18 protein-coding genes are annotated in these 20,006 nt (G+C 41.1%); 12 read left to right on the top strand and 6 right to left on the bottom strand.

The window, feature by feature from the left end:
* Positions 1 to 94: 94 nt before the first annotated feature.
* Entirely contained in the window at positions 95 to 778 is a 684-nt protein-coding gene (locus AC0KVP_RS15055; protein WP_004978697.1) for a DsbA family oxidoreductase, read from the bottom strand.
* Positions 779 to 1,014: 236 nt separating this feature from the next.
* On the opposite strand from AC0KVP_RS15055, the gene AC0KVP_RS15050 reads away from it, so the two are divergent.
* From AC0KVP_RS15050 to AC0KVP_RS15040, 3 genes are all read left to right on the top strand, one after another.
* Positions 1,015 to 1,530 carry a hypothetical protein gene (locus tag AC0KVP_RS15050; protein ID WP_473337675.1) on the top strand — a complete coding sequence of 172 codons (516 nt, stop codon included), beginning with the start codon at positions 1,015 to 1,017 and terminating at the stop codon, positions 1,528 to 1,530.
* 147 nt (positions 1,531 to 1,677) lie between these two features.
* Positions 1,678 to 2,427 (top strand): hypothetical protein, encoded by a 750-nt coding sequence (locus AC0KVP_RS15045; protein WP_473337673.1) that lies wholly within the window; start codon positions 1,678 to 1,680, stop codon positions 2,425 to 2,427.
* A 112-nt stretch (positions 2,428 to 2,539) separates the two neighbouring features.
* Entirely contained in the window at positions 2,540 to 2,812 is a 273-nt protein-coding gene (locus AC0KVP_RS15040; protein ID WP_005400961.1) for a hypothetical protein, read from the top strand.
* Between the two features lie 57 nt (positions 2,813 to 2,869).
* Here the strand turns inward: AC0KVP_RS15040 and AC0KVP_RS15035 are convergent, their stop codons facing one another.
* On the bottom strand, positions 2,870 to 3,568 hold the full coding sequence (locus AC0KVP_RS15035) for a YidX family protein (RefSeq protein ID WP_234304155.1): 699 nt from the start codon (positions 3,566 to 3,568) through the stop codon (positions 2,870 to 2,872).
* A 282-nt stretch (positions 3,569 to 3,850) separates the two neighbouring features.
* Between AC0KVP_RS15035 and tehB the strand changes: the two genes are divergently transcribed.
* The gene (tehB, locus tag AC0KVP_RS15030; RefSeq protein WP_473337670.1) at positions 3,851 to 4,723 is read left to right on the top strand and encodes an SAM-dependent methyltransferase TehB; all 873 of its coding nucleotides are present in this window, start codon (positions 3,851 to 3,853) and stop codon (positions 4,721 to 4,723) included.
* Positions 4,724 to 4,831: 108 nt separating this feature from the next.
* Positions 4,832 to 6,544, top strand: a complete 1,713-nt coding sequence (locus AC0KVP_RS15025; RefSeq protein ID WP_473337669.1) for an HD domain-containing protein — start codon at positions 4,832 to 4,834, stop codon at positions 6,542 to 6,544.
* Positions 6,545 to 6,566: 22 nt separating this feature from the next.
* Here AC0KVP_RS15025 and AC0KVP_RS15020 read toward each other — a convergent pair whose 3' ends face one another.
* Complete coding sequence (locus AC0KVP_RS15020) at positions 6,567 to 7,499, bottom strand: IS5 family transposase (protein ID WP_473336427.1); 933 nt, start codon at positions 7,497 to 7,499, stop codon at positions 6,567 to 6,569.
* A 12-nt stretch (positions 7,500 to 7,511) separates the two neighbouring features.
* On the opposite strand from AC0KVP_RS15020, the gene AC0KVP_RS15015 reads away from it, so the two are divergent.
* Positions 7,512 to 8,621, top strand: coding sequence for a hypothetical protein (locus AC0KVP_RS15015; protein ID WP_473337667.1), 1,110 nt, complete (start codon positions 7,512 to 7,514; stop codon positions 8,619 to 8,621).
* 57 nt (positions 8,622 to 8,678) lie between these two features.
* Here AC0KVP_RS15015 and fadA read toward each other — a convergent pair whose 3' ends face one another.
* Together fadA and fadB are read right to left on the bottom strand one after the other, a co-directional pair.
* Positions 8,679 to 9,851 (bottom strand): acetyl-CoA C-acyltransferase FadA, encoded by a 1,173-nt coding sequence (gene fadA, locus AC0KVP_RS15010; protein WP_126038537.1) that lies wholly within the window; start codon positions 9,849 to 9,851, stop codon positions 8,679 to 8,681.
* A gap of 12 nt (positions 9,852 to 9,863) precedes the next feature.
* Complete coding sequence (gene fadB / locus AC0KVP_RS15005; RefSeq protein ID WP_148826874.1) at positions 9,864 to 12,017, bottom strand: fatty acid oxidation complex subunit alpha FadB; 2,154 nt, start codon at positions 12,015 to 12,017, stop codon at positions 9,864 to 9,866.
* Between the two features lie 479 nt (positions 12,018 to 12,496).
* Between fadB and lpxO the strand changes: the two genes are divergently transcribed.
* From lpxO to pgsA, 6 genes are all read left to right on the top strand, one after another.
* Positions 12,497 to 13,411, top strand: a complete 915-nt coding sequence (gene lpxO / locus AC0KVP_RS15000; protein WP_473337664.1) for a lipid A hydroxylase LpxO — start codon at positions 12,497 to 12,499, stop codon at positions 13,409 to 13,411.
* Between the two features lie 216 nt (positions 13,412 to 13,627).
* Positions 13,628 to 14,035: a PH domain-containing protein gene (locus AC0KVP_RS14995; protein WP_473337662.1), complete on the top strand. Its 408-nt coding sequence runs from the start codon at positions 13,628 to 13,630 to the stop codon at positions 14,033 to 14,035.
* 155 nt (positions 14,036 to 14,190) lie between these two features.
* Entirely contained in the window at positions 14,191 to 14,535 is a 345-nt protein-coding gene (locus AC0KVP_RS14990; RefSeq protein WP_078390040.1) for a DUF2185 domain-containing protein, read from the top strand.
* Between the two features lie 159 nt (positions 14,536 to 14,694).
* A complete protein-coding gene (gene uvrC, locus AC0KVP_RS14985) occupies positions 14,695 to 16,494 on the top strand; it encodes an excinuclease ABC subunit UvrC (protein WP_005400952.1) in 1,800 nt (599 codons plus the stop codon).
* 113 nt (positions 16,495 to 16,607) lie between these two features.
* Positions 16,608 to 17,402: a thioesterase family protein gene (locus AC0KVP_RS14980; RefSeq protein WP_473337658.1), complete on the top strand. Its 795-nt coding sequence runs from the start codon at positions 16,608 to 16,610 to the stop codon at positions 17,400 to 17,402.
* Between the two features lie 106 nt (positions 17,403 to 17,508).
* On the top strand, positions 17,509 to 18,096 hold the full coding sequence (gene pgsA / locus AC0KVP_RS14975) for a CDP-diacylglycerol--glycerol-3-phosphate 3-phosphatidyltransferase (protein ID WP_004692729.1): 588 nt from the start codon (positions 17,509 to 17,511) through the stop codon (positions 18,094 to 18,096).
* Positions 18,097 to 18,148: 52 nt separating this feature from the next.
* Here pgsA and AC0KVP_RS14970 read toward each other — a convergent pair whose 3' ends face one another.
* Positions 18,149 to 19,951, bottom strand: a complete 1,803-nt coding sequence (locus AC0KVP_RS14970; RefSeq protein ID WP_473337655.1) for an ABC transporter ATP-binding protein — start codon at positions 19,949 to 19,951, stop codon at positions 18,149 to 18,151.
* Positions 19,952 to 20,006 lie beyond the last annotated feature (55 nt).

Here is a 20,006-nt window from a genome sequence, read left to right as displayed (position 1 = left end):
ATTTTTTTTAACCTATAAAAAAATCCCCGCAGGCCGGGGATTTTCTCATCTATAGATAGGGCTCAGTTAAGGTCTGAAACCAGTATCCTTATGATTATTTGGGTGTTTCACAAGACTCATCGGAACACTGTGCCGCATTATTTTCTTCTGTTGGCATTTGTGCTTTTTCAAGGACTTGTAAGAATACTTCACGCGGCTGCGCACCTGCTAAAGCCACACGCTGATCGAAAACAAAGAAAGGTACACCCGTTACTTTCAGTTGTTCACGCGCTACTTCTTGGTCAAACTTCACGAAATCTGCATATTCGTCAGAATCCAGCACATCATCTACTTCAACTGGGTTTAAACCAATACGAGAGGCCACGTCTTCAATGGTTTCACGTTCACCAATCGGTAAGCCTTGTGTCATATAGCTAAAGAAAAAGGCTTCTTCAGCTTCATTGCCTAAACCATGGCTTTGAGCAAGGTGAATAATACGGTGTGCATTGAAACTGTTGCCTGAGTTGGCATTTTCCCAGTTAAACTCAATGCCTTCTTCCGCAGCCATTTTGGCAATATTACGTTGCATTTCTTCAACTTCAGCCACTGTGCGACCATATTTTAGTGCGAGACGTTCTGAGTTCGAAATTTCTTGGCGTACTGGTGCATCTGGATCCAGTTCAAAACTGTGCCAGTGCACTTCCAATTCAACACCAGCTTGTTCAGCCGCCGCTTCTAAACGTTTTTTGCCAATATAACAAAAAGGACAAACAACATCTGACCAAATATCTACACGCATGGGATTTCTCAAAAATAGTAAAAAGAGCAATTAAGGAAATGATGGGGATGAGTTATAAAATTTAAAGCAGGGCCATTAAAAAAAGCGGTTTCGCTATGGATTCAATCAGTTGAACCCTCTGGGCTTGACCGTTTATCTGACAACTACGCAGCACAAAGATCGAAAAATATACAATAGGGTTAAGGCACTCAGTGTGAGCATGCCTTTTTATATCTCTTATCGTTTGGGATTGTTTTATGAAATTTTTAAATTCTCTTCCCGTTTTTTGTTACGCTCTTCTTTTTATGCCGACTTTGCTGCAAGCCAATGGTGAGGTTGTGAGTCTACCGACTTTTAAAACCATGGCGGAATCAGAGCTACGTGCTGAAACGGGTGTGATTCCTTATCAACAGGATGAAAATATTCGTAAAGCCTTGCAGCACCGTATCGTTCAGTTACAGGATGATGCACAGTCTTTTGTGGTCGATCCGACCATCACCCAAAACATCGATATTTTGCCACCTGCAGTCACTGCAGATCTAAATTCTGTGCCACCTTTGTTACGTGAACATGTCTTAAACATCGCCGCTGGTTTGCAGTCGTCTAATCCAACTGAAGGTTTGTATATCATGTTGCAGCCGTTTGGCATTGACCGTAATGCGACCAATGTACAAATTGCCCGTGAACAAATTTCGATTGGCCAGATTGATCGGAATTTTATGCAAGGGATTCAACAGAATAGTCAGCAGCCGAGAACAGCTCCAACGAAGTAACACTTCCTTATTGGTTTATCGCCAGTGCATTCCTCATCCACTTGGGGAGGGTATGGTCTTAGGGTCTTAAAAGATCGATAACATGTTGAAATATTGATCATGTGCCTTTATTTGCTATGATGAAAAGAAATGAAGAGGAAGCTGAACATGCGACGTATCGTGTTGATTTTAGTTCTTGCGACCAGTGCCGTTTTTGGTTGGATGTTTTATCAGTATTCTCAACAACAAAAAGAGCAGCAGCAGCTACAAAGCTATGAAACGGTGCTGTATGAAAAGACCGAACAAATTTACAAACAAGCTCAAGATTGGACCACACCAATTCAAGTCGATGTAAAAGACCCACGTCTGACAGGTGACTATCAAATTATGGCGGAGTTTGTGCTCAGTCATATGCTGCAAAATGCCGAAGCGCGTAATCAATATCTGCGAGATTTAAAAGCCTTAAATTGGGATCAGTTTCTAAATATTGACCGATTAAGCAAAGACAAAAAGAACAATTATGCTGAAACGGAGCAAATGCTGAAAGACGTACATGCTGTTGTTGAGAGCTATGCACAGCAGGTTGAACAACGTCAAAAAGAGGCCATTGCTCAGGCCAAAGATTTAGCAATATCTTCGCGGTTCCGCCATCAACTGACCGACAGCATGAAAGCCAGTGAAAAAAGCCATGAAGCCACCCGCCTGTTTAGTCTTGAACAACAGAATTTAGCCAAGGCGGATCAAATTTTCTTGGTGCTGAAAAATAACCAATGGGAAAAGAAAAATAATACCTTTATGTTTTATGAAGATGCCCCACTACAGCAGTTTAATGCGCTGTATAAAGAGATTTTGGCACTGAATAGCCAGATGAAGCAGGTCGAAAAACAGACCCAAAAAGAGGTAGAACAGAAGTTATAACACCGTGCAAAGATGACAGTTGTGTAAGCGGACTGTCATCTGTTGTTCAAAATTGGCTGCTAGAGTAAAAGCATCACAACGATGACGACTTTTCAGTGCAGGCAGGTGAGTCATGAGAACCATACACGTTTTTGATGATATTCAGCATGTGTATAGTGAGTTTGTAGAAAATAAAAACTATCCAAAATTAGAACGTTTAAGCAACTGGGGGAAGAATCGTTTTTTCTTCAACCAATATTTCAAAATGATCGAAGACTGGCACCACACCGAACAAATCGTGATTCAGTTTAACCAACAGTACTTCAGTCTAGATACGGGCAGCGCGCCTGACTTTATGGACAAAGAAAAGTATATGGCTTGGTTGATGGGCGAACTCTTAATTTAAATCTTTCACAAAACAGCACAGCGCCTGATCCGTTCTAGGCGCTGTGCTTGTATTGAATTAATCAAAAATTTTATCGGCTGCTTGGAAGGGTAGGCTGACCACATCAATTGCGACGGCAAAAGGCAGCAGCACTAATTTTTCAAAAGGATTCATGCCTGACTTCGATTTATAACTTTCCTCTTGGTGGGTATAAATGCTCACCTGATAAGGCTTACTCAAAGCTTTTAAAGACGCTAAATTGTTCGCCGCAGGGTAAACCACACCTGCCAGTTTTATCTCGAAACAGAAACGCTGCGCAAACATGCGTTCATCGCTGGAACTTGAACATTCCTTCGCGCCATTTTCAATAAAAAATTCCAGATCTTTCTTGCTGATGTCTTCTTTGAGCTTCACATAAGACAGTGGCAGTGTTCCCGTAAAATGACCATCATTCTTTTCTGAATAGAAACTTAGTTCTCGGGTCACTTGAATATTTTTCGGGTCTAGTTTCCCAATCAAGCTGACAAATTGAGGCCCACCTTGGGTAAGGATATAACTTTTTTGTTGCCCCGCAATCACTAAACTATGCGCAGGTAAATTCGGCAGAGGCTGAGCAGGCTTGCCAAAAGCCACCACTTGGTCTTCAATCAAGGTCACTTTGTTGGTACGGGTATAGGTTTTATTGTCTTTGGTCATCAGGGTTTTGGTGGCACAGCCTGTGAATAATGTTCCCATGACGCCTAAGCAAATGATGGTTTTTAAAGGTGATGCAAACATCGATAGACTCCGACTCATTTGAAATATAGTTAAGCTGAATTTTTATTGTCTTTAAGCCTATCATTAAAATGTTCAAAAAGTCGCCAAAGCTCAAAATTTTAAAGTCATGAACGTTCTAGGAGTCGCTCAATGCCGTGGCAACAGATTTTATTTTTTATCCATCTGCTGTTTCTAGATAACGAATGAATGTTCATTTGAGTAGGAACTGGCTATGATCATGCAGGCGCTTGATAAAAAATTATGGACTGGCGAATACGTCATAACAAGGTGGGAAATAGGCTGATGCAAAACTTGATTTGTTATAAAGAACTGCCTGTGTGGACTGCGAAGACCATTCCGCAAGGGTTTAAAAATCAACACAATACCAAAGCGGGCACGTGGGCAAAGCTAAAGATTTATCAAGGTGAGCTGAGTTTTGCTTTTCTAGATGAGGCAGGTCAAGTGCAATCTGAACATCTGTTTACAGCTGAGCAACAGCCACCATTTATTCAGCCTCAAGCATGGCACAAGATTGTTTCGGCGAGTGACGATATAGAGTGTCAACTACAGTTTTACTGCACTCCGCAAGATTATTTTTATAAGAAATATCAGCTTTCACCTACCCACTCAGAAATTTTGGCGGCTACGCCATATTTACACGGTGGTCGGGCTTTGGATGTCGGCTGTGGGCAGGGGCGAAATTCGCTGTATTTAAGCCAGCAAGGCTTTGAGGTGGATGCTTGGGATGTGAATCCACAAAGTTTGCAAAAATTACAGCAGGTAATAGATGTCGAAGGTATTCAAAAGATTCATCTGCAACAGCGGGATTTAAATACTGACCCAAGCATTACAGGTACATACGACTTTATCTGCTGTACGGTGGTGATGATGTTCTTGCAAGCGCCAACGGTGAAACCATTGATTGCGCAGATGCAGCAAGCCACAAATGTAAATGGGTTGAATTTGATTGTCTGTGCGATGGATACCGATGATATTCCTGCGCAGGCTGACTTTCCTTTTGCGTTTAAAGCAGGAGAGTTAAGTGCGCTATACGATGGCTGGAACATTGTGAAATACAATGAAGATATCGGTGAATTGCATCGGGTAGATGCAGATGGGAAACGGATTAAACAGCATTTTGCGACGTTGTTGGCGCAGCGGGTTGATGTAAGATAAAATAATCAAAGATATCAATAAAATGATAATTGAAAGTAGTATAAAGAAAACCTTTAGGATTTTTTAATAATGATGTCTTAAGGGAAATGAAAAATGGGATGTTAAGTAGTGAATTTAGTTATACCAGATAGATTTTCGGAAAAATTAGCTCAAAATTCTAAGTTAAAATCAGCTGTTGAAATGAGTATTTCAAATTTTCAGTCTTGGATTAATGATAATAAGTTAGTTTTTTTCCCTGAATATACAGATCATGGAATGAACCACTTACAAGAAGTATTGGATTCTGCACAGGGATTAATTTCAGAATCTAGTTGGGATGCTATTTCCGCTGAAGACATTGCAGCAATTGTATTATCAATTCTTTTACATGACTGTGCCTTACATTTATCTGAAGATGGATTCTATGAACTAATAAATGATGAATATCCTAAAATATCATCTCGTTATGTAGATGATCAGGAGTCATGGAGGATTATTTGGAATAAATTTTTAGAAGAAGCAAAACGCTTTGATGATGACCGTTTAATTTCATTATTTGGAAAAAAAGTAATTGTTAATGAAGTGCCAAATGATAAAGGTGAATTGACTTTAAATCATCGCTTATTGATAGGTGAATTTCTTAGAAGGCATCATGCCCGATTAGCACATGAGATTGCTTTTAATGGAATCCCAAATGGCATAAGCCATGGTGAAAAGATAAAATTAGCTTCAACTTTAAACTATAGGTTTTATGATCTTGTTGGTTTCATTGCAAAAAGTCATAATTTATCTTTAAGAAATGCTGTTGATCGGCTGAGTAAAAATAGTAAGCAATCGGATCAGGGTATCCATGTACCATTTGTAATGGCTGTTTTAAGGATAGCAGATTATATCCAGATACATAGTGATCGAGCTCCATCAGATCTATTAAAAGTTAAAAAATTAATTAGTCCAATATCACGTGGTGAATGGAATAAGCATCATTCTATAGATCAGATTCATAATAATCATGATGATCCAGAAGCAATTTTTATAGATGCTGAGCCTTTAGATGCGGTTACTTATGAAAGTCTAATAAATTTATTTACAGATATTCAAAAGGAATTGGATGTTAGTTGGTCAATTTTAGGAGAAATATATGGGCGATATAGAAACTTAAACTTCGGATTGAATATAAGAAGAATACGTTCGAGTTTGGATAATAAAAATGATTTTATTAAAGAAAAGAAAATAAACTATATACCAGAGGTCTTTAGATTTAGGACGGCACATACTCAATTAATGGAATTGTTGATTAAACCCCTATATGGTAATCGTCCAGAAATTGGTGTTCGAGAATTACTGCAAAATTCTGTTGATGCCGTTAAAGAAAGAATGTGTTTAGTTGATAAAGGAATTATACCTAAGGAAAATGAACAGATAAAAGTTACTCTAACTTTAGAAAAAGATAATGATCAATATTTTTTTATTGTTAGAGATGATGGCATAGGAATGTCAAAAGAAATAATCAGGGATTATTTCTTAAATGTTGGAGCATCATTTAGGCATAGTGATATTTGGAAAGACCAATACATGCAAAGTGGCAAAACAAGAGTTTCTCGAATAGGTCGCTTTGGTGTGGGGGTTCTAGCTGCATATCTTTTAGGTAATAAGATTACTGTTAAAACGAGAAGTATTTTTGAAGATCAAGGTTTAAGTTTTAAATGTGAAAATGTGCATGCGCCGATACAAATACATAAAATTAATATGGATGTTGGTACAGTTGTAAAGGTTGAAATTGATCAAAGTGTATACAATTACTTACTAAAAAACGGCTTTGTTGCACAAAGATTTAAAAATTAAGATTTCCCATATCTACTCAAATTTAAGTGGCAACTTGGGTGTGAGGTCGGCCTAACTCTGTGAATTTATTTAATACTGCTACACGTGCATGCATCTCATTGACTTGGCTTTGAAAGTTTCTCGAACTGAGTTTATCCCCCAATAATTTGATGCAATGCATCTTAGTTTCGACCAAACTTCGCCGATGATAGCCTGACCATTTTTTCCATAGTGTCCTGCCTAAACGTTTAACTGTTCGAAGTAATTCATTTCGCTCTAGCGAGCTGATCTTTGTATCTTTCCAAGGTTTCGCATTTTTTCTTGGCGGAATCACCGCATGCGCTTGCCGATCTGCAATGACCTGACGGCATTGCTTGGTGTCATAAGCTCCATCGGTATAAACAGAGTCAATCTGATCATCTTGTGGAATCTGATCGAGTAAATCACCAAGCACTTGTGAATCACTCACATTATTTGTAGTGAGTTGAATAGCGCGTATTTGAAGGGTTTCAGCATCTATACCAATATGAAGTTTACGCCATTGGCGACGATATTCAGGTTGGTGTTTCTTACGCTTCCATTCACCTTCGCCTAGAAACTTTAAGCCAGTAGAATCGACGAGTAGCTGGAGACCATTACTGCTTTTTTGATAGTTAATTGCAATATCAATATGCTTTTGTCTTCTGCAGATGGTGGAATAGTCTGGTGCTGTCCAATCTAATCTACAAAGATGAATGAGACTTTGCACAAAGCCAGTGACCATGCGTAAAGACAATCGAAATAGGGATTTGATCATCAGACAGCATTGGATGGCTGTATCTGAATAAGTTTGATTTCGACCATGTTTACCTTTGGGTTGAGCGTACCATTGAGTCTTGGGATCGAACCAAATTGAGAGATTTCCTCGATTTATTAATGCACTGTTATAAGAAGACCAATTGGTTGTACGATAGATTTTAGGTGTGGGCTTATTCATTTGCGAATTATATTGCCGAATAAGACTTTATCGGTAGGTTTGTGCAACAAAGCCCTAAAAAACTATAAAAAATGGGACTGGTATTTATTGCAAGATATCATTGTTGAAAAAAATCATGTGATCAATGGTGAAAAAAAATTTTTAAAAAAAACAATACATATAGATGAATCTAAATTTGAATTATTAAAATCCAATAGCTCAATTAATGTTAAGTTCGCTTTTTTAAGATTTCCAAATTATAATTTTTATTCAGATCATAAAGAACCAATTTTGTTATGTAATGGTATAAGGATCGAAAACTATAGTTCTTATGAAAGGAATCTTGAAATAAATAAAGACTCAGATTTTTTATTATTGAATAAACCTTCTATTTTGGTTGATGATAAAGAAGGGGTATTTCCATTGGATTTGCAAAGAGACAATCTCCTGGGTAATCCAGATTTTAGTGATGATTTAAGAAATAAAATTTACAGAAACATTGTGAATAATTTAAAACTTGAAAATTCTGAAATAATAGAAAAAATTCAATGTGTAAATGATAATGTTTATTTGTATGGTGAAAATAAAAAGTATATATTTGACCCCTCTATTTTAAAATCTGTGGGAATGCAAAAACTTATTTATTTTATTTCACATAAGAATGTTTTTGAAAAATTTGATCTAACGCTTAAAAATATATGTGATAGTGATTTTTTGTACACAAGTTATTATATTGATTCAACTAAGTCAGCTAATGTGGCATTTTTAAGAAGTGTATTTCTCAATGATGATAGGTCTTATTATGATATGAGTTTTAGTAGAATTTCTACTAAATCAAAAAAAATAACTTTAATTATGAGGAAAAATGAAGTTAAAGATTATGTTGGTAAGGGTAATTATCCTCCAACATATTGGGATTCATTATATAAAGAAGAAATTGATGAAAAATGGATATTAGTTTCAAATAAAAATATTTCAGATGAAAGTAGTGCTTTCAACTACAAAAAAATCGTTGCATATTTAAATATCAATTTTTGTAAATATTTTTTGGCATATGACTTTGATTGGGATAAAGAAACGATGGAGCTGACTGATTTTGCTAAAATTTACCAAAGAGAATATCCTGATTTTAATTTGATCTAAATAAAAGAAACCCCGCAATAAGCGGGGTTTCTTTTTATCTCAGTATTTAACTAAATATTAAACACGTTCGATAATCGTCGCGATACCTTGGCCAAGACCGATACACATAGTCGCAAGACCAATTTGCGTATCTTGTTGTTCCATCACATTTAACAACGTCGTTGTAATACGTGAACCAGAACAACCCAATGGATGACCCAGTGCAATCGCGCCACCATTTAAGTTAATGATGTCTTGCTTCTCATACACGCCTAAGCCTTTCATCACTGATAAGCCTTGAGCAGCAAACGCTTCGTTTAACTCGATGGTTTGGATATCTGCCATCGTTAAGCCAGCACGTTTAAGCGCTTTTTGAGTTGCAGGTACAGGACCATAACCCATGATCGCAGCGTCACAGCCTGCAACCGCCATAGAGCGAATCACAGCACGAGGCTTAAGACCTAAAGCTTGAGCGCGTTCAGCAGACATGAGTAGCATTGCAGATGCACCATCAGACAAAGCCGAAGAAGTCGCAGCTGTTACTGTACCGCCTTTCGGGTCAAATACAGGACGTAAACCTTTGAATGCTTCAAGGTTTGCATCTGGACGAATCACTTCGTCGATGTCGCAAAGGATTTTGAAGCCATTTGCATCATGACCTTCAACACCCACGATTTCGTTTTTGAAACGACCTTCTTGCGTTGCAGCCCAAGCGCGGCGGTGAGATTCAACACCGAACGCATCTTGTTCTTCACGCGTAATGCCGTTCATACGACCTAACATTTCAGCCGTTAAGCCCATCATGTTAGACGCTTTTGCATAGTGCTTAGACGCTTCTGGGTTCAGGTCGATGCCGTGCATCATGCCGACGTGACCCATGTGCTCTACACCACCGATGATGAATACATCACCTTGGTTGGTAGCGATCTGTGCAGCAGCGGTGTGAAGCGCTTGCATAGAAGAACCACAAAGACGGTTAACCGTTTGACCTGCCACAGTTTTTGGAAGGTCAGCCAATAAACCAATGTTACGGCCAATGTTCATCCCTTGCTCTAAAGTCTGGTTTACACAGCCCCAGATCAGGTCTTCAACTTCATTGGTGTCAAACTGGTTACGAGCAACTAAAGCACGAACCAATTCAGCCGATAAGCTGTCAGCACGTACATTGCGGAACATACCGTTTTTGGTTTTACCCATTGCTGAACGTACGCCATCAACGATGACAACGTCACGTGGATTTAAAGTAGCCATTCACGTTGCTCCTTAACCGTAGAATTTTTTGTTGTTAGCAGCCATGTCACGCAACATCTGTGGCGCTTCATAAGCCTTACCTAAGTGTGCGTATTTGTCGCAAAGTGCAACGTATTCAGCAACACCTGTTTGGTCGATGTAACGGCATGGACCACCACGGAATGGAGGGAAACCGACACCCATAATCATCGCCATGTCTGCTTCAGAAGCAGTCGCTACGATGTTGTCTTCTAAGCAACGAACAGTTTCGTTACAGAAAGCAAGCATCATACGGTCAATGATTTCTTGAGCATCAAACTCGCGTTTTTCTGCAGTTGCCACAGTAGCAACAAGCTCATACGCAGTTGGATCAACCACTTTGGCTTTTTTGCCTTTACGGTCAAGTTCGTATTTGTAGAAACCAACGTCGTTCTTTTGACCCAAACGTTTGTTTTCGTACATGATTTCGATTGAACCTTTGAAGTCTGGCTTCATACGGTCAGGGAAACCTTCAGCCATGACTTCTGCACCATGAACGCCAGTGTCGATACCAACAACGTCGATCAAGTAAGCAGGACCCATAGGCCAGCCGAATTTTTCCATGACTTTGTCGACTTGTTGGAAGTCAGCACCGTCTTTCAATAGAAGGTCAAATGCACCGAAGTAAGGGAACAATACGCGGTTTACAAGGAAGCCCGGGCAGTCGTTCACAACGATTGGTGTTTTACCCATTTTCTGAGCAAGAACTACAGTGGTCGCAATCGCCTCAGCCGAAGTCTTCTCACCACGGATCACTTCTACCAATGGCATCATGTGTACTGGGTTAAAGAAGTGCATACCGACAAAGTTTTCAGGACGTTGTAGGTTTTCAGCCAAACGTGTGATTGAAATTGTTGAAGTATTTGAAGCAATGATCGTGTTGTCACGAACATTTTTCTCAGTTTCAGCCAGTACAATGCCTTTTACTTTTGGATTTTCAGTCACCGCTTCGATGACGATGTCCACTTCTTTAAACTCGTCATAGCTTAAAGTAGGGCGGATGCGCGCAAGAGTTTCACCCATTTGAGCAGGTTTCATCTTCTTACGTTCAACTTGTTTGGTCAGTAAGCCATTGGCTTCTTTCATACCCAAAGCAAGTTGCGGATTACCAATGTCTTTCATGATGATTGGTGTGCCTTTGCTTGCCGCTTGGTAAGCAATACCGCCACCCATGATACCCGCGCCCAATACAGCCGCTTGGTTTACAGGGTGCGCACCTTTTTCATATTTCTTCGAAGTTTTCTTCACCACTTGGTCATTGATGAATAGACCAATTAACGCATTTGCTTGTGGTGTAATCGCTGCTTTTGCAAAACCAGCCGCTTCAGCTTGAAGTGCTTCATTACGTGGAAGGCTTGCACCTGCTTGTAATGAGTCAAGAAGAAGTTTAGGCGCAGGGTATTGAGCAGGATTTGCTTTTGCAAGTACCGCACCTTTTGCCGAGTTGAACGCCATCATTTGTTCGATTGGGTTCAATTTAACTGGGTCAAGTTTTTCTTGGCGTTTTGCTTTCCAGTCTACACGGCCAGCAAGGGCTTGTTTAACCAAGTCAATTGCAGCGTCTTGTAGTTTGTCAGCAGCAACCACTGCATCAACTGCACCATCTTTCAGTGCCGCAGCAGGTTTTTTAGGATTAGCCATGGCCATCCATTCAACTGCATTGTCGATACCAATTAGACGGCTTAAACGAACCGTACCACCGAAACCAGGGAAGATGCCCAGTTTGATTTCAGGAAGACCGACTTGAGCCGCGTCTGACATCACACGATAGTCACACACGAGACACATTTCAAAGCCACCGCCCAATGCCATGCCATTGATCGCTGCAACTTTAGGAATTTCTAAATCTTCAAACGCGTTGAAGATGTCGTGAACAGGCAATGCCCAATCCACAATCGCTTGTTCGCCTTGAGCGAAGTTTGCACCAAATTCAGTAATATCTGCGCCAACGATAAATGTAGATTTAGCCGAAGTAACGATTAAGCCTTTGATGTCACCGTTTGCTTTAACAGCGTCAATTGCAGCTTTAAAATCTTCAATCGTTGCACGGTTAAATTTGTTGACCGACTCACCTTGTAAGTCAAAGCGGAATTCTGCAATTCCGTCCGAAAGCATTTGGACGGTAATGGCATTGCCAGCGTGGATCATGCCTGATCTCCTTTATTTTGGAGGACTTCTAAGTTGATGTTGTGAAGCGAGTACGTCATTCCTACGTACATCTATGCTCCGCCAATCTTACGATAACTATATCGAAAAAGAACATAACAAGTTGTATCAAGCCGTGACGCAAGGGTCATCTATTTTTATTCAATTATTTCGTGTGCTTGCATGATGTATTTTTGAATGATGCGGCTTAAATAGAGTGAAGTTTTTGTTTCATTTAAGATTTTTTATGGATGAGTGTTCAAAAAATGATTAGACGGCGTCCTTATATTTCAAGTCAATCTTTGTGCCGATTTTGGCAATTTAGTCAATGCTGCACTTGCAGGTAAACTCAAACAGAATGAAAACTTGTGATGAAAAGCTGGAAATAGGACGTACTTTGCAGCCTATGTTACAATTCGCAGTCTAGACCGAATACCGGTCTTTTTCTTTTATTTCGTTTTCTTTGGTTTCCAGGTTTTCATATGATTAAGTGGATCATTCTGGCGATTTTTATTCTTTCTGCACTTTATATTCAGCAACGTGGGAAGGTTCGTCACTCGTTTTATCGTCAATTTTTCGATCATTCAACGATTCTTGCACCGATTAACTACCTCATGTACATGTTTTCAAAGGTGCCGAATCAGCCCTATATCGATACCCAGCATTTTCAAGACTTAAAAGTGTTGGATGAAAACTGGGAAATGATTCGTGATGAAGCCAAAGCTTTATATGAAAAAGGCGGAATTAAAGCATCGAGCAGTTATGATGACTTAGGGTTTAATTCCTTTTTCAAAACGGGTTGGAAGCGTTTTTATCTGAAATGGTATGACTCTGCGCATCCGTCAGCTGCTGAACTTTGTCCAAAAACGACGGCGTTGCTGAAAACCTTGCCGACCATTAAAGCCGCGATGTTTACTGAACTGGCACCAGACAGCCGTTTGGTTCGTCATCGTGACCCTTATGCGGGTTCATTGCGTTATCACTTGGGGCTGATCACACCGAATGATGACCGCTGCTTTATTGATGTGGATGGTCAGCGCTATTCATGGCGTGATGGTGAAAGTGTGGTCTTTGATGAAACTTATATTCACTATGCAGAAAATAAGACCGACCAAAACCGCATTATTTTCTTTGCCGATGTCGAGCGTCCTTTAAAAACACGCTTTATGCAAAAGTTTAACCATTGGTTCGGTAAAAAAGTTATGACCGCTGCCAGCTCTCCAAATGAAGCAGGGGATCAAACGGGTGGGCTGAATAAAGTCTTTGGTTATGTCTATCAAGTGCGGATCAAAGCCAAAGCCTTGAAGAAAACCAACCGTCAATTGTACTACTTCTTAAAGTGGTTCCTGATGCTCGGAATTTTCTTCCTGATCTTTGTTCGACCTTATGTTTTTTAAAGCACATTAAACGCCCTGAGGGGCGTTTTTTATTTGGGCAGAAAAGAGGAAGCCTATCTGCCCTTTTGATTTTCTATTTATTTCAAGGCTTACAGTGGATTCGAACCACGCATGGCTTTATGCTTTATTCAGTTAAAACTAAAAACAACATGAGCGCGTATCTGTGTCATTTTTAAGATCGCAACTTATAACTTAGATAAAGCATGAGGTTTCAAGGTGCAAAAGTTTCGTTCGAAGATGGACTGGTGGTTTTTGGGGTTTATTATTGCCATGTCAGGCCTGTTGGCCCAATTGATTTTGACCACCTATGGCAAAGGTATTTTGATGCAAAATCTTTTGTTCGTTGTGGTCTATGCTTTGACTATTGTTTTGCTGTGGTGGCCGCTGTGGAGTACACGCTATATGGTCGATCAGGAGCAACTGACAATTCGCAGTCTCTGTTTTAAATGGATCATTCCCTTAAGCGCGATACAGTCGGTTTCTGAAACAGATAATTCCATCAGTTCACCAGCCTTGTCCTTAGATCGTCTAAAGATTGAATATCTGAAACAGGGCCAAACCAAAACCATTTTGGTGTCACCGAAAGACAAAGTAGCGTTTAAAGCTGCGCTGAAAGTGTCATAAATATAATCTTAGGTAAGTTGTATGCTTTACGGGCCTAAGCGAGTGAAAGCCTTGCTCAAATATGCCGTGAAGACTAAAGTAAAATAAACTTGAGTTCTGTTCATCCCACAAACCTCCACATGCAAAACGTCTACTTGCCGTTGAAGGATATTCTTATGAAGTCGTATCAATTGAGTCCGACACAAATTCAAACTTTAGTGCCGCATATGGGGAGTTGTATCGCATCAGATATGATTACGGTGCAAGGCCTAAAAGTGGCTTATATGTACCGTGAAGAAGCACAATCTAGCGATGAAAGTGGTTGGGTGTTTTTATCGGGTGAAGAAGGAGATGACTATATTGAAGACCCTGAAAACTTAGGTCTTTATGAGGTCAATGTGATTGCCAATTATGATGCGGACATCATTGCTCACTTAAATGCGCCTGCGGGAAGTCACTTTGCCCGCAATGAACAAGGTGTGTTTGAACGGATCGATTTTGAAGCGATGGATCTGGAGTAAGCCTTCAACCTCAGCATCAATGTCTTTTACCAGCAGACTGGTTTTGAAATGTACTTTCATGTGCTTGAAATGCGTCAGACCTGCCCAATCTAAAAGACAGATCAAAGGCTAAGCCTAAGCAGAACAGTTGACGGCGAGCCGAGAAAATTAGGGAACCCTGTGAACGAAAACGCACGAGAACATATCGAAAAAATTTTAGCCAATATGACCACACTGCCGGGCGTTTATCGCATGCTCGGCAAAGACGGTGAACTGCTGTATGTGGGCAAAGCGAAAAATTTAAAAAATCGTGTTTCGAGTTATTTTGTCAAAACCATTGAGCACCCGAAGACCCAAGCTTTGGTGGCGCGTATTTATGATATCGAAACCTTAGTCGTTCGTTCCGAAACTGAAGCACTGCTGCTTGAACAAAACCTGATTAAGCTGCACCGTCCACCCTATAACATTATGCTCAGGGACGATAAGTCCTATGTGTATATCTTTGTCTCTGCCGACAAACCGTATCCACGGATTGCATCGGGTCGGGGCAAAGGCAAACACCAAGTTGGGAAGTTCTTTGGGCCGTATCCGAGTGCTTATAATGCACGGGATACTTTGTTGGTTTTACAAAAACTGTTTAATGTTCGCCAGTGTGAAAATAGCTATTTTTCACAGCGTAAGCGTCCTTGTTTGCAGTATCAAATCAAACGTTGTTCAGCGCCGTGTGTGGGGCTCATTAGCCCTGAAGAATATAAAAATGATGTCGATAACTCGATTCGTTTTTTACAAGGGGACACCAAAGAGCTGAATCAAGAACTGATTGCGAAAATGGAGCAAGCGGCCGAAGCCCTAGAATTTGAAAAAGCGGTGTTTTACCGTGATCGTATGGCATTACTGCGGGATGTCCAGTCACAACAAGCTATTTATAAGCTCAAAGGTGAGGCCGATATTTTAGCGATCGCTTATCAGGCGGGGGTAACCTGTGTGCAGATCATGCATGTGCGCAACGGGAAAATGCTCGGAGGTAAAAGCTACTTCCCAGATATGCTCGGAGATGATTTGGGGCAAATGCTGGCCGACTTCATAGCAAACTTTTATTTCCAAGTGGCGGATGAAGTACCCAGTGAGTTGATTGTAAATGTCGAATTGCCCGATCGAAAAGAGCTGGAACAGGCGTTACAACAACAGTTTGATAAGAAAGTACAGATTAAACATAGCGTGCGTGAGACACGTGCAGAATGGTTAGAGCTGGCACAGATGAATGTGCAGCATGCGATCAAAGGGCAATTGGCCAATCACTTTGAACTGAATGAGCGTTTCCATCAACTTGAACAAGTGGTGGGGCGTCCGATTGATCGGATCGAATGTTTTGACATCTCACATACCATGGGTGAAGAAACCGTGGCTTCGTGTGTGGTATTCGACAGTGGCGGCATTCGTAAGCGCGATTATCGTCAGTTTTCAATTCAAGACATTACCGCGGGTGATGACTATGCCGCAATGCGCCAAGCGCTGACTCGTCGTTATAAAAAAGCCATGCTGCCTGATTTACTACTGATTGATGGTGGTAAAGGGCAATTGCATATGGCGATGGAAGTCATGCAAGAGCTGGGTTTAGAGGCCTTTATGGTCGGGGTGTCAAAAGGCGAGGGGCGTAAACCGGGCCTTGAAACCCTACACTTTACCGATGGAACTAAAATTCAGTTGCCTGAAGATCATAAAGCGTTGCATTTGATTCAACAGGTGCGTGATGAGGCGCATCGCTTTGCGATAACCAAGCACCGAGCCAAACGCGATAAAAAACGTGGTTCATCGATTTTGGAAGTGATTCCGGGTTTGGGGCCGAAACGCCGCCGCGATTTGTTGACGCACTTTGGCGGGATTCAAGGGGTGTTGAAGGCCTCCGAGAAAGACTTAACCCTAGTCCCCGGTTTGGGCGAAGTGATGGCGCGTACTATTTATAAAGTCTTGCATGAATAGAACCGCATCTACTGCGATGGCAAAAGTGCTCATTGACGCATGGGTCATTGATCATTCACATTGGTTGAATTGTGTTGTAAAGATATGGACGGAATTTAAAACAAGGATGCCACATGTCACTTCAACACAGTTATCAAGCCTTAGTAGAACAAGAATCGATTGATATTCCTACAGGTTGGTTACAAGGACGCACGATTTATGGGGGACTGGTCGCAGGTTTAATGATGCAAAAAGCATTGTTGGCTCTTGCCGATGATACGAAGCATTTACTCAGTTGTAGCGTGACTTTTGTTGGCCCAGTAAAACAGGCTAAAGTTCGTTTAACCAGCGAGATTCTACGTCAAGGTAAGTCGGTTACGACCTTGGAAGTACGTTTATGGCAAGATGATGCAGTTCAAAGCATTTTAGTGGCAAGCTTCGGGACACAGCGTGAATCAAGTATCCATGTGCATCAAGAACCTGTAGCGCCAGCGTTTCCATCGGTTGATGGTCTCACAGCAGTACCGCATCATCCGCTTGCGCCTGAGTGCTTTAAGCAGCTAGATATGGTTTGGGTGACAGGGCAGTATCCGTGTACAGCCAGCCCAAAGCCTGACTTTTCTGGCTGGTATCGCTTTAATCCAGACTTACATGAAAATAGAGACATGACCGTAGCCGACCTCATGGTGTCGATGGATATTTGGCCACCAGGGGTGCTACCGATGTTTAAAAGCATGGCACCCGCCAGTTCGCTGACATGGCATTTGACCTATGTGCATCCGCTGAAAAATCAGTTACACGATTGGATGAAATACCGCGTTGAAACGCAATATGCTGCGGATGGATATTCCACCGAAGCCGCCTATTTGTGGGATGATCAGAATCGTTTAATTGCAATTTCGCGTCAAACAGTTACCGTGTTTGCCTAGTGACACCTTAGGTCAATTCGTATAAAGTGGGCGCTATTAACGATGGATTAAACCTCAAAAAAGTGTGCATTTTCATCGTACATGAGGGAAACAACTGGCGGTGTTTATGACTACAGGTCGCATCCTGAATATTCCTAATATCTTGACCTTGGCGCGTATTGCCTTAATTCCGGTCTTTTTGTTGGTGGCCTATTGGCCTCCTGTAATGGGTATCGCTGAACAAGCGGTAAGTATGTCTCGTCATATTTTGTTGACGTCTATTTTTGTCGTTGCAGCGGTGACAGATTGGTTCGATGGTTATTTGGCGCGTACTTTAAATCAGACCTCTGCATTTGGGCGTTTCTTAGACCCTGTTGCGGATAAATTGATGGTGGCAGCGGCGCTGATCGTGTTGGTACAGTGGAAACCTGAAATTTCGATGGCATTTGCGGCGATTGTAATTATTTCCCGTGAAATTACCGTATCAGCACTGCGTGAATGGATGGCAGAATTAGGTGCACGTACCAATGTAGCCGTGTCTACGGTCGGGAAATATAAAACCGCTTTTCAAATGATTGCGATTACCGTGTTCTTACTGAATTGGCAGCCGCTTGAAATGTTGGCTTATGCATTGTTGTATACCGCAGTAATTTTGACTTTGTGGTCGATGTTTATTTACCTCAAAGCAGCTTGGCCGTATTTAAAACAGCCTTGATTGTTAGATTTTTAAGAAGCTCCTGAGGGAGCTTTTTTTGTGTCTGAAAAGATTAACTATGCGTTTCTTCCTCAGTATCATCTTCAAAAGTCTTGGCAATTTTTTCAATATTGAGGCTCTTGGCCATCGCATCAAAAATTTCTTTATAGACTCCATCCTGACGGTACAGCACTTCATGTTCCCCATGTTCAGCAATACAGCCTTCCTTCATAACATAGGTATAATCGGCATCGATAATTTGTGACAAGCTATGCGAAATAATAATCACCGTTCGCCCTTGTTTGATCTCATCGAGGCTCTGTTTAATCTGCTCGCTGGCAATGGCATCGAGGCTGGCGGTTGGTTCATCGAGAAAAATAATCGGTGGGTTCTTGAGGAACATGCGTGCCAGTGCAATGCGCTGTTGTTGCCCACCTGAAAGCATCAGTGCGTCGGATTGGTAAGCTGCGGGTAACTGCAAAATTTGTTCATGAATAGAGGCTTTTTCTGCAGCAGCATAGACCTCTTCATCACTGGCATTGATTTTTCCATAGCGAATATTGTCTAAAATACTGCCTTGGAAAATGTGATTTTTCTGTAAGACGAGACCAATGTGATCGCGTAAATAGGCGGTGTCGATGTCTTGTAAATCAATTCCATCGAGTTCAATTTTTCCTGCTTCGGGCTGATAAAATTTATCTAATAGGCTAATTAAAGTGGATTTTCCTGCACCAGATAAGCCCACCAAAGCCGTGATTTTGTTGGGTCGAATTTCCATGTTGATTTTTTTTAATGCGTGATGACCATTGGGGTAGAAAAAATCGACATTCTTTAGGCTGAATTTTCCCTGAATTGTGGGTTTGAGCGCACCACTTTGCTCGATTTCGTCATCGGCTTCTAAAATTTTAAAAAAGCTTTCCGCGTAAATCATTGCATCATTCACTTCATCATAAATGCGGTGTAATGAACGAATTGGCGCAGAGACATTATTAAACAGCAAAATATGAAACATGATCATGCCAATGCTCATTTGTCCATCGAGCACAAAGTACGCCGTGAGGATGATGATCAGCACAATCCCGATTTGTTCAATAAAGGTCTTTAAGCCATCAAATAAAAAGCTGAGTTGACGCGTTTGCATCTGATTATCGGTCAGTGCTTTTTGCAGTTTAAGTTGTTTGGTCGATTCAATCGACTCGCGGTTAAAGGACTTAATCACGCTAATCGATTGGATAATACTGAGAATGCCTTGGCTCTTTTTCTCGCGGTCATCCCGCAAGTTGCGTCGCCATCCGCCAAGTTTTTTAGCCTGTTGAAAGGTCAACCAAAAATAAATGGGCACAATACTGGTCGCCACCAAACCGACATAAACGTTGGCATAGTACATCAGCCCCAGTGCCACAATGGCGCTGCTAAAAAGTGGCAAAATATCGATAAAAAAGATTTGTACCAGACGGGTCAGTGAACCAATGCCACGGTCAATTCGCGTTTGTAGCTTACCCGCTTGGTTTTGATCGGCATTAAAAAAAGCCAAACGGTAGCTAAGGAATTTTTCGATAATGCTTTGCGCCAAGTCTTGCGATACCAGAATGCGGAGCTTTTCCCCATAAAACTTTTGACCAAACTGCACCAAGGCACTGATGATTTCTTTACTGAGTAAAATCATAGAAATGGTGATCAAAATATGGAGGCCTTCGGTCAGTCCTTGGCCTTGTTCGACCAGACGGTTGATACTGTCGACGGCGTATTGCAAAGTTAGAGCATTGACCTGCGCGGTGAAGGAGCCAATCAGCGTCAGGATCAAGGTCGCAATCACCAATATCCGATAGGGACGGACAAAGGGGCGAAGCTTTTGAAACAACTGCCAAAGGTTCATACATGCTTCTTTTTATTGTGAAAGTTCACATGAGTGTATGCATAAGGAGGCTAGG

Source organism: Acinetobacter sp. DL27 (genome assembly GCF_055810995.1).
Note: the sequence above shows the minus strand (reverse complement) of the source record. Positions and strands in the feature narration are given on the sequence as shown.

What these genes read in the sequence shown, in the direction of transcription:
- AC0KVP_RS15040 (WP_005400961.1), top strand. Translation starts at nt 2,540, where the DNA reads ATGAGAACCATACACGTTTTTGATGATATTCAGCATGTGTATAGTGAG.
- AC0KVP_RS14970 (WP_473337655.1), bottom strand. Translation starts at nt 19,951, where the DNA reads ATGAACCTTTGGCAGTTGTTTCAAAAGCTTCGCCCCTTTGTCCGTCCC.
- AC0KVP_RS15050 (WP_473337675.1), top strand. Translation starts at nt 1,015, where the DNA reads ATGAAATTTTTAAATTCTCTTCCCGTTTTTTGTTACGCTCTTCTTTTT.
- AC0KVP_RS14980 (WP_473337658.1), top strand. Translation starts at nt 16,608, where the DNA reads ATGTCACTTCAACACAGTTATCAAGCCTTAGTAGAACAAGAATCGATT.
- pgsA (WP_004692729.1), top strand. Translation starts at nt 17,509, where the DNA reads ATGACTACAGGTCGCATCCTGAATATTCCTAATATCTTGACCTTGGCG.
- fadB (WP_148826874.1), bottom strand. Translation starts at nt 12,017, where the DNA reads ATGATCCACGCTGGCAATGCCATTACCGTCCAAATGCTTTCGGACGGA.
- AC0KVP_RS15020 (WP_473336427.1), bottom strand. Translation starts at nt 7,499, where the DNA reads ATGAATAAGCCCACACCTAAAATCTATCGTACAACCAATTGGTCTTCT.
- AC0KVP_RS15045 (WP_473337673.1), top strand. Translation starts at nt 1,678, where the DNA reads ATGCGACGTATCGTGTTGATTTTAGTTCTTGCGACCAGTGCCGTTTTT.
- AC0KVP_RS15035 (WP_234304155.1), bottom strand. Translation starts at nt 3,568, where the DNA reads ATGTTTGCATCACCTTTAAAAACCATCATTTGCTTAGGCGTCATGGGA.
- tehB (WP_473337670.1), top strand. Translation starts at nt 3,851, where the DNA reads ATGCAAAACTTGATTTGTTATAAAGAACTGCCTGTGTGGACTGCGAAG.
- AC0KVP_RS14990 (WP_078390040.1), top strand. Translation starts at nt 14,191, where the DNA reads ATGAAGTCGTATCAATTGAGTCCGACACAAATTCAAACTTTAGTGCCG.
- lpxO (WP_473337664.1), top strand. Translation starts at nt 12,497, where the DNA reads ATGATTAAGTGGATCATTCTGGCGATTTTTATTCTTTCTGCACTTTAT.
- AC0KVP_RS15055 (WP_004978697.1), bottom strand. Translation starts at nt 778, where the DNA reads ATGCGTGTAGATATTTGGTCAGATGTTGTTTGTCCTTTTTGTTATATT.
- fadA (WP_126038537.1), bottom strand. Translation starts at nt 9,851, where the DNA reads ATGGCTACTTTAAATCCACGTGACGTTGTCATCGTTGATGGCGTACGT.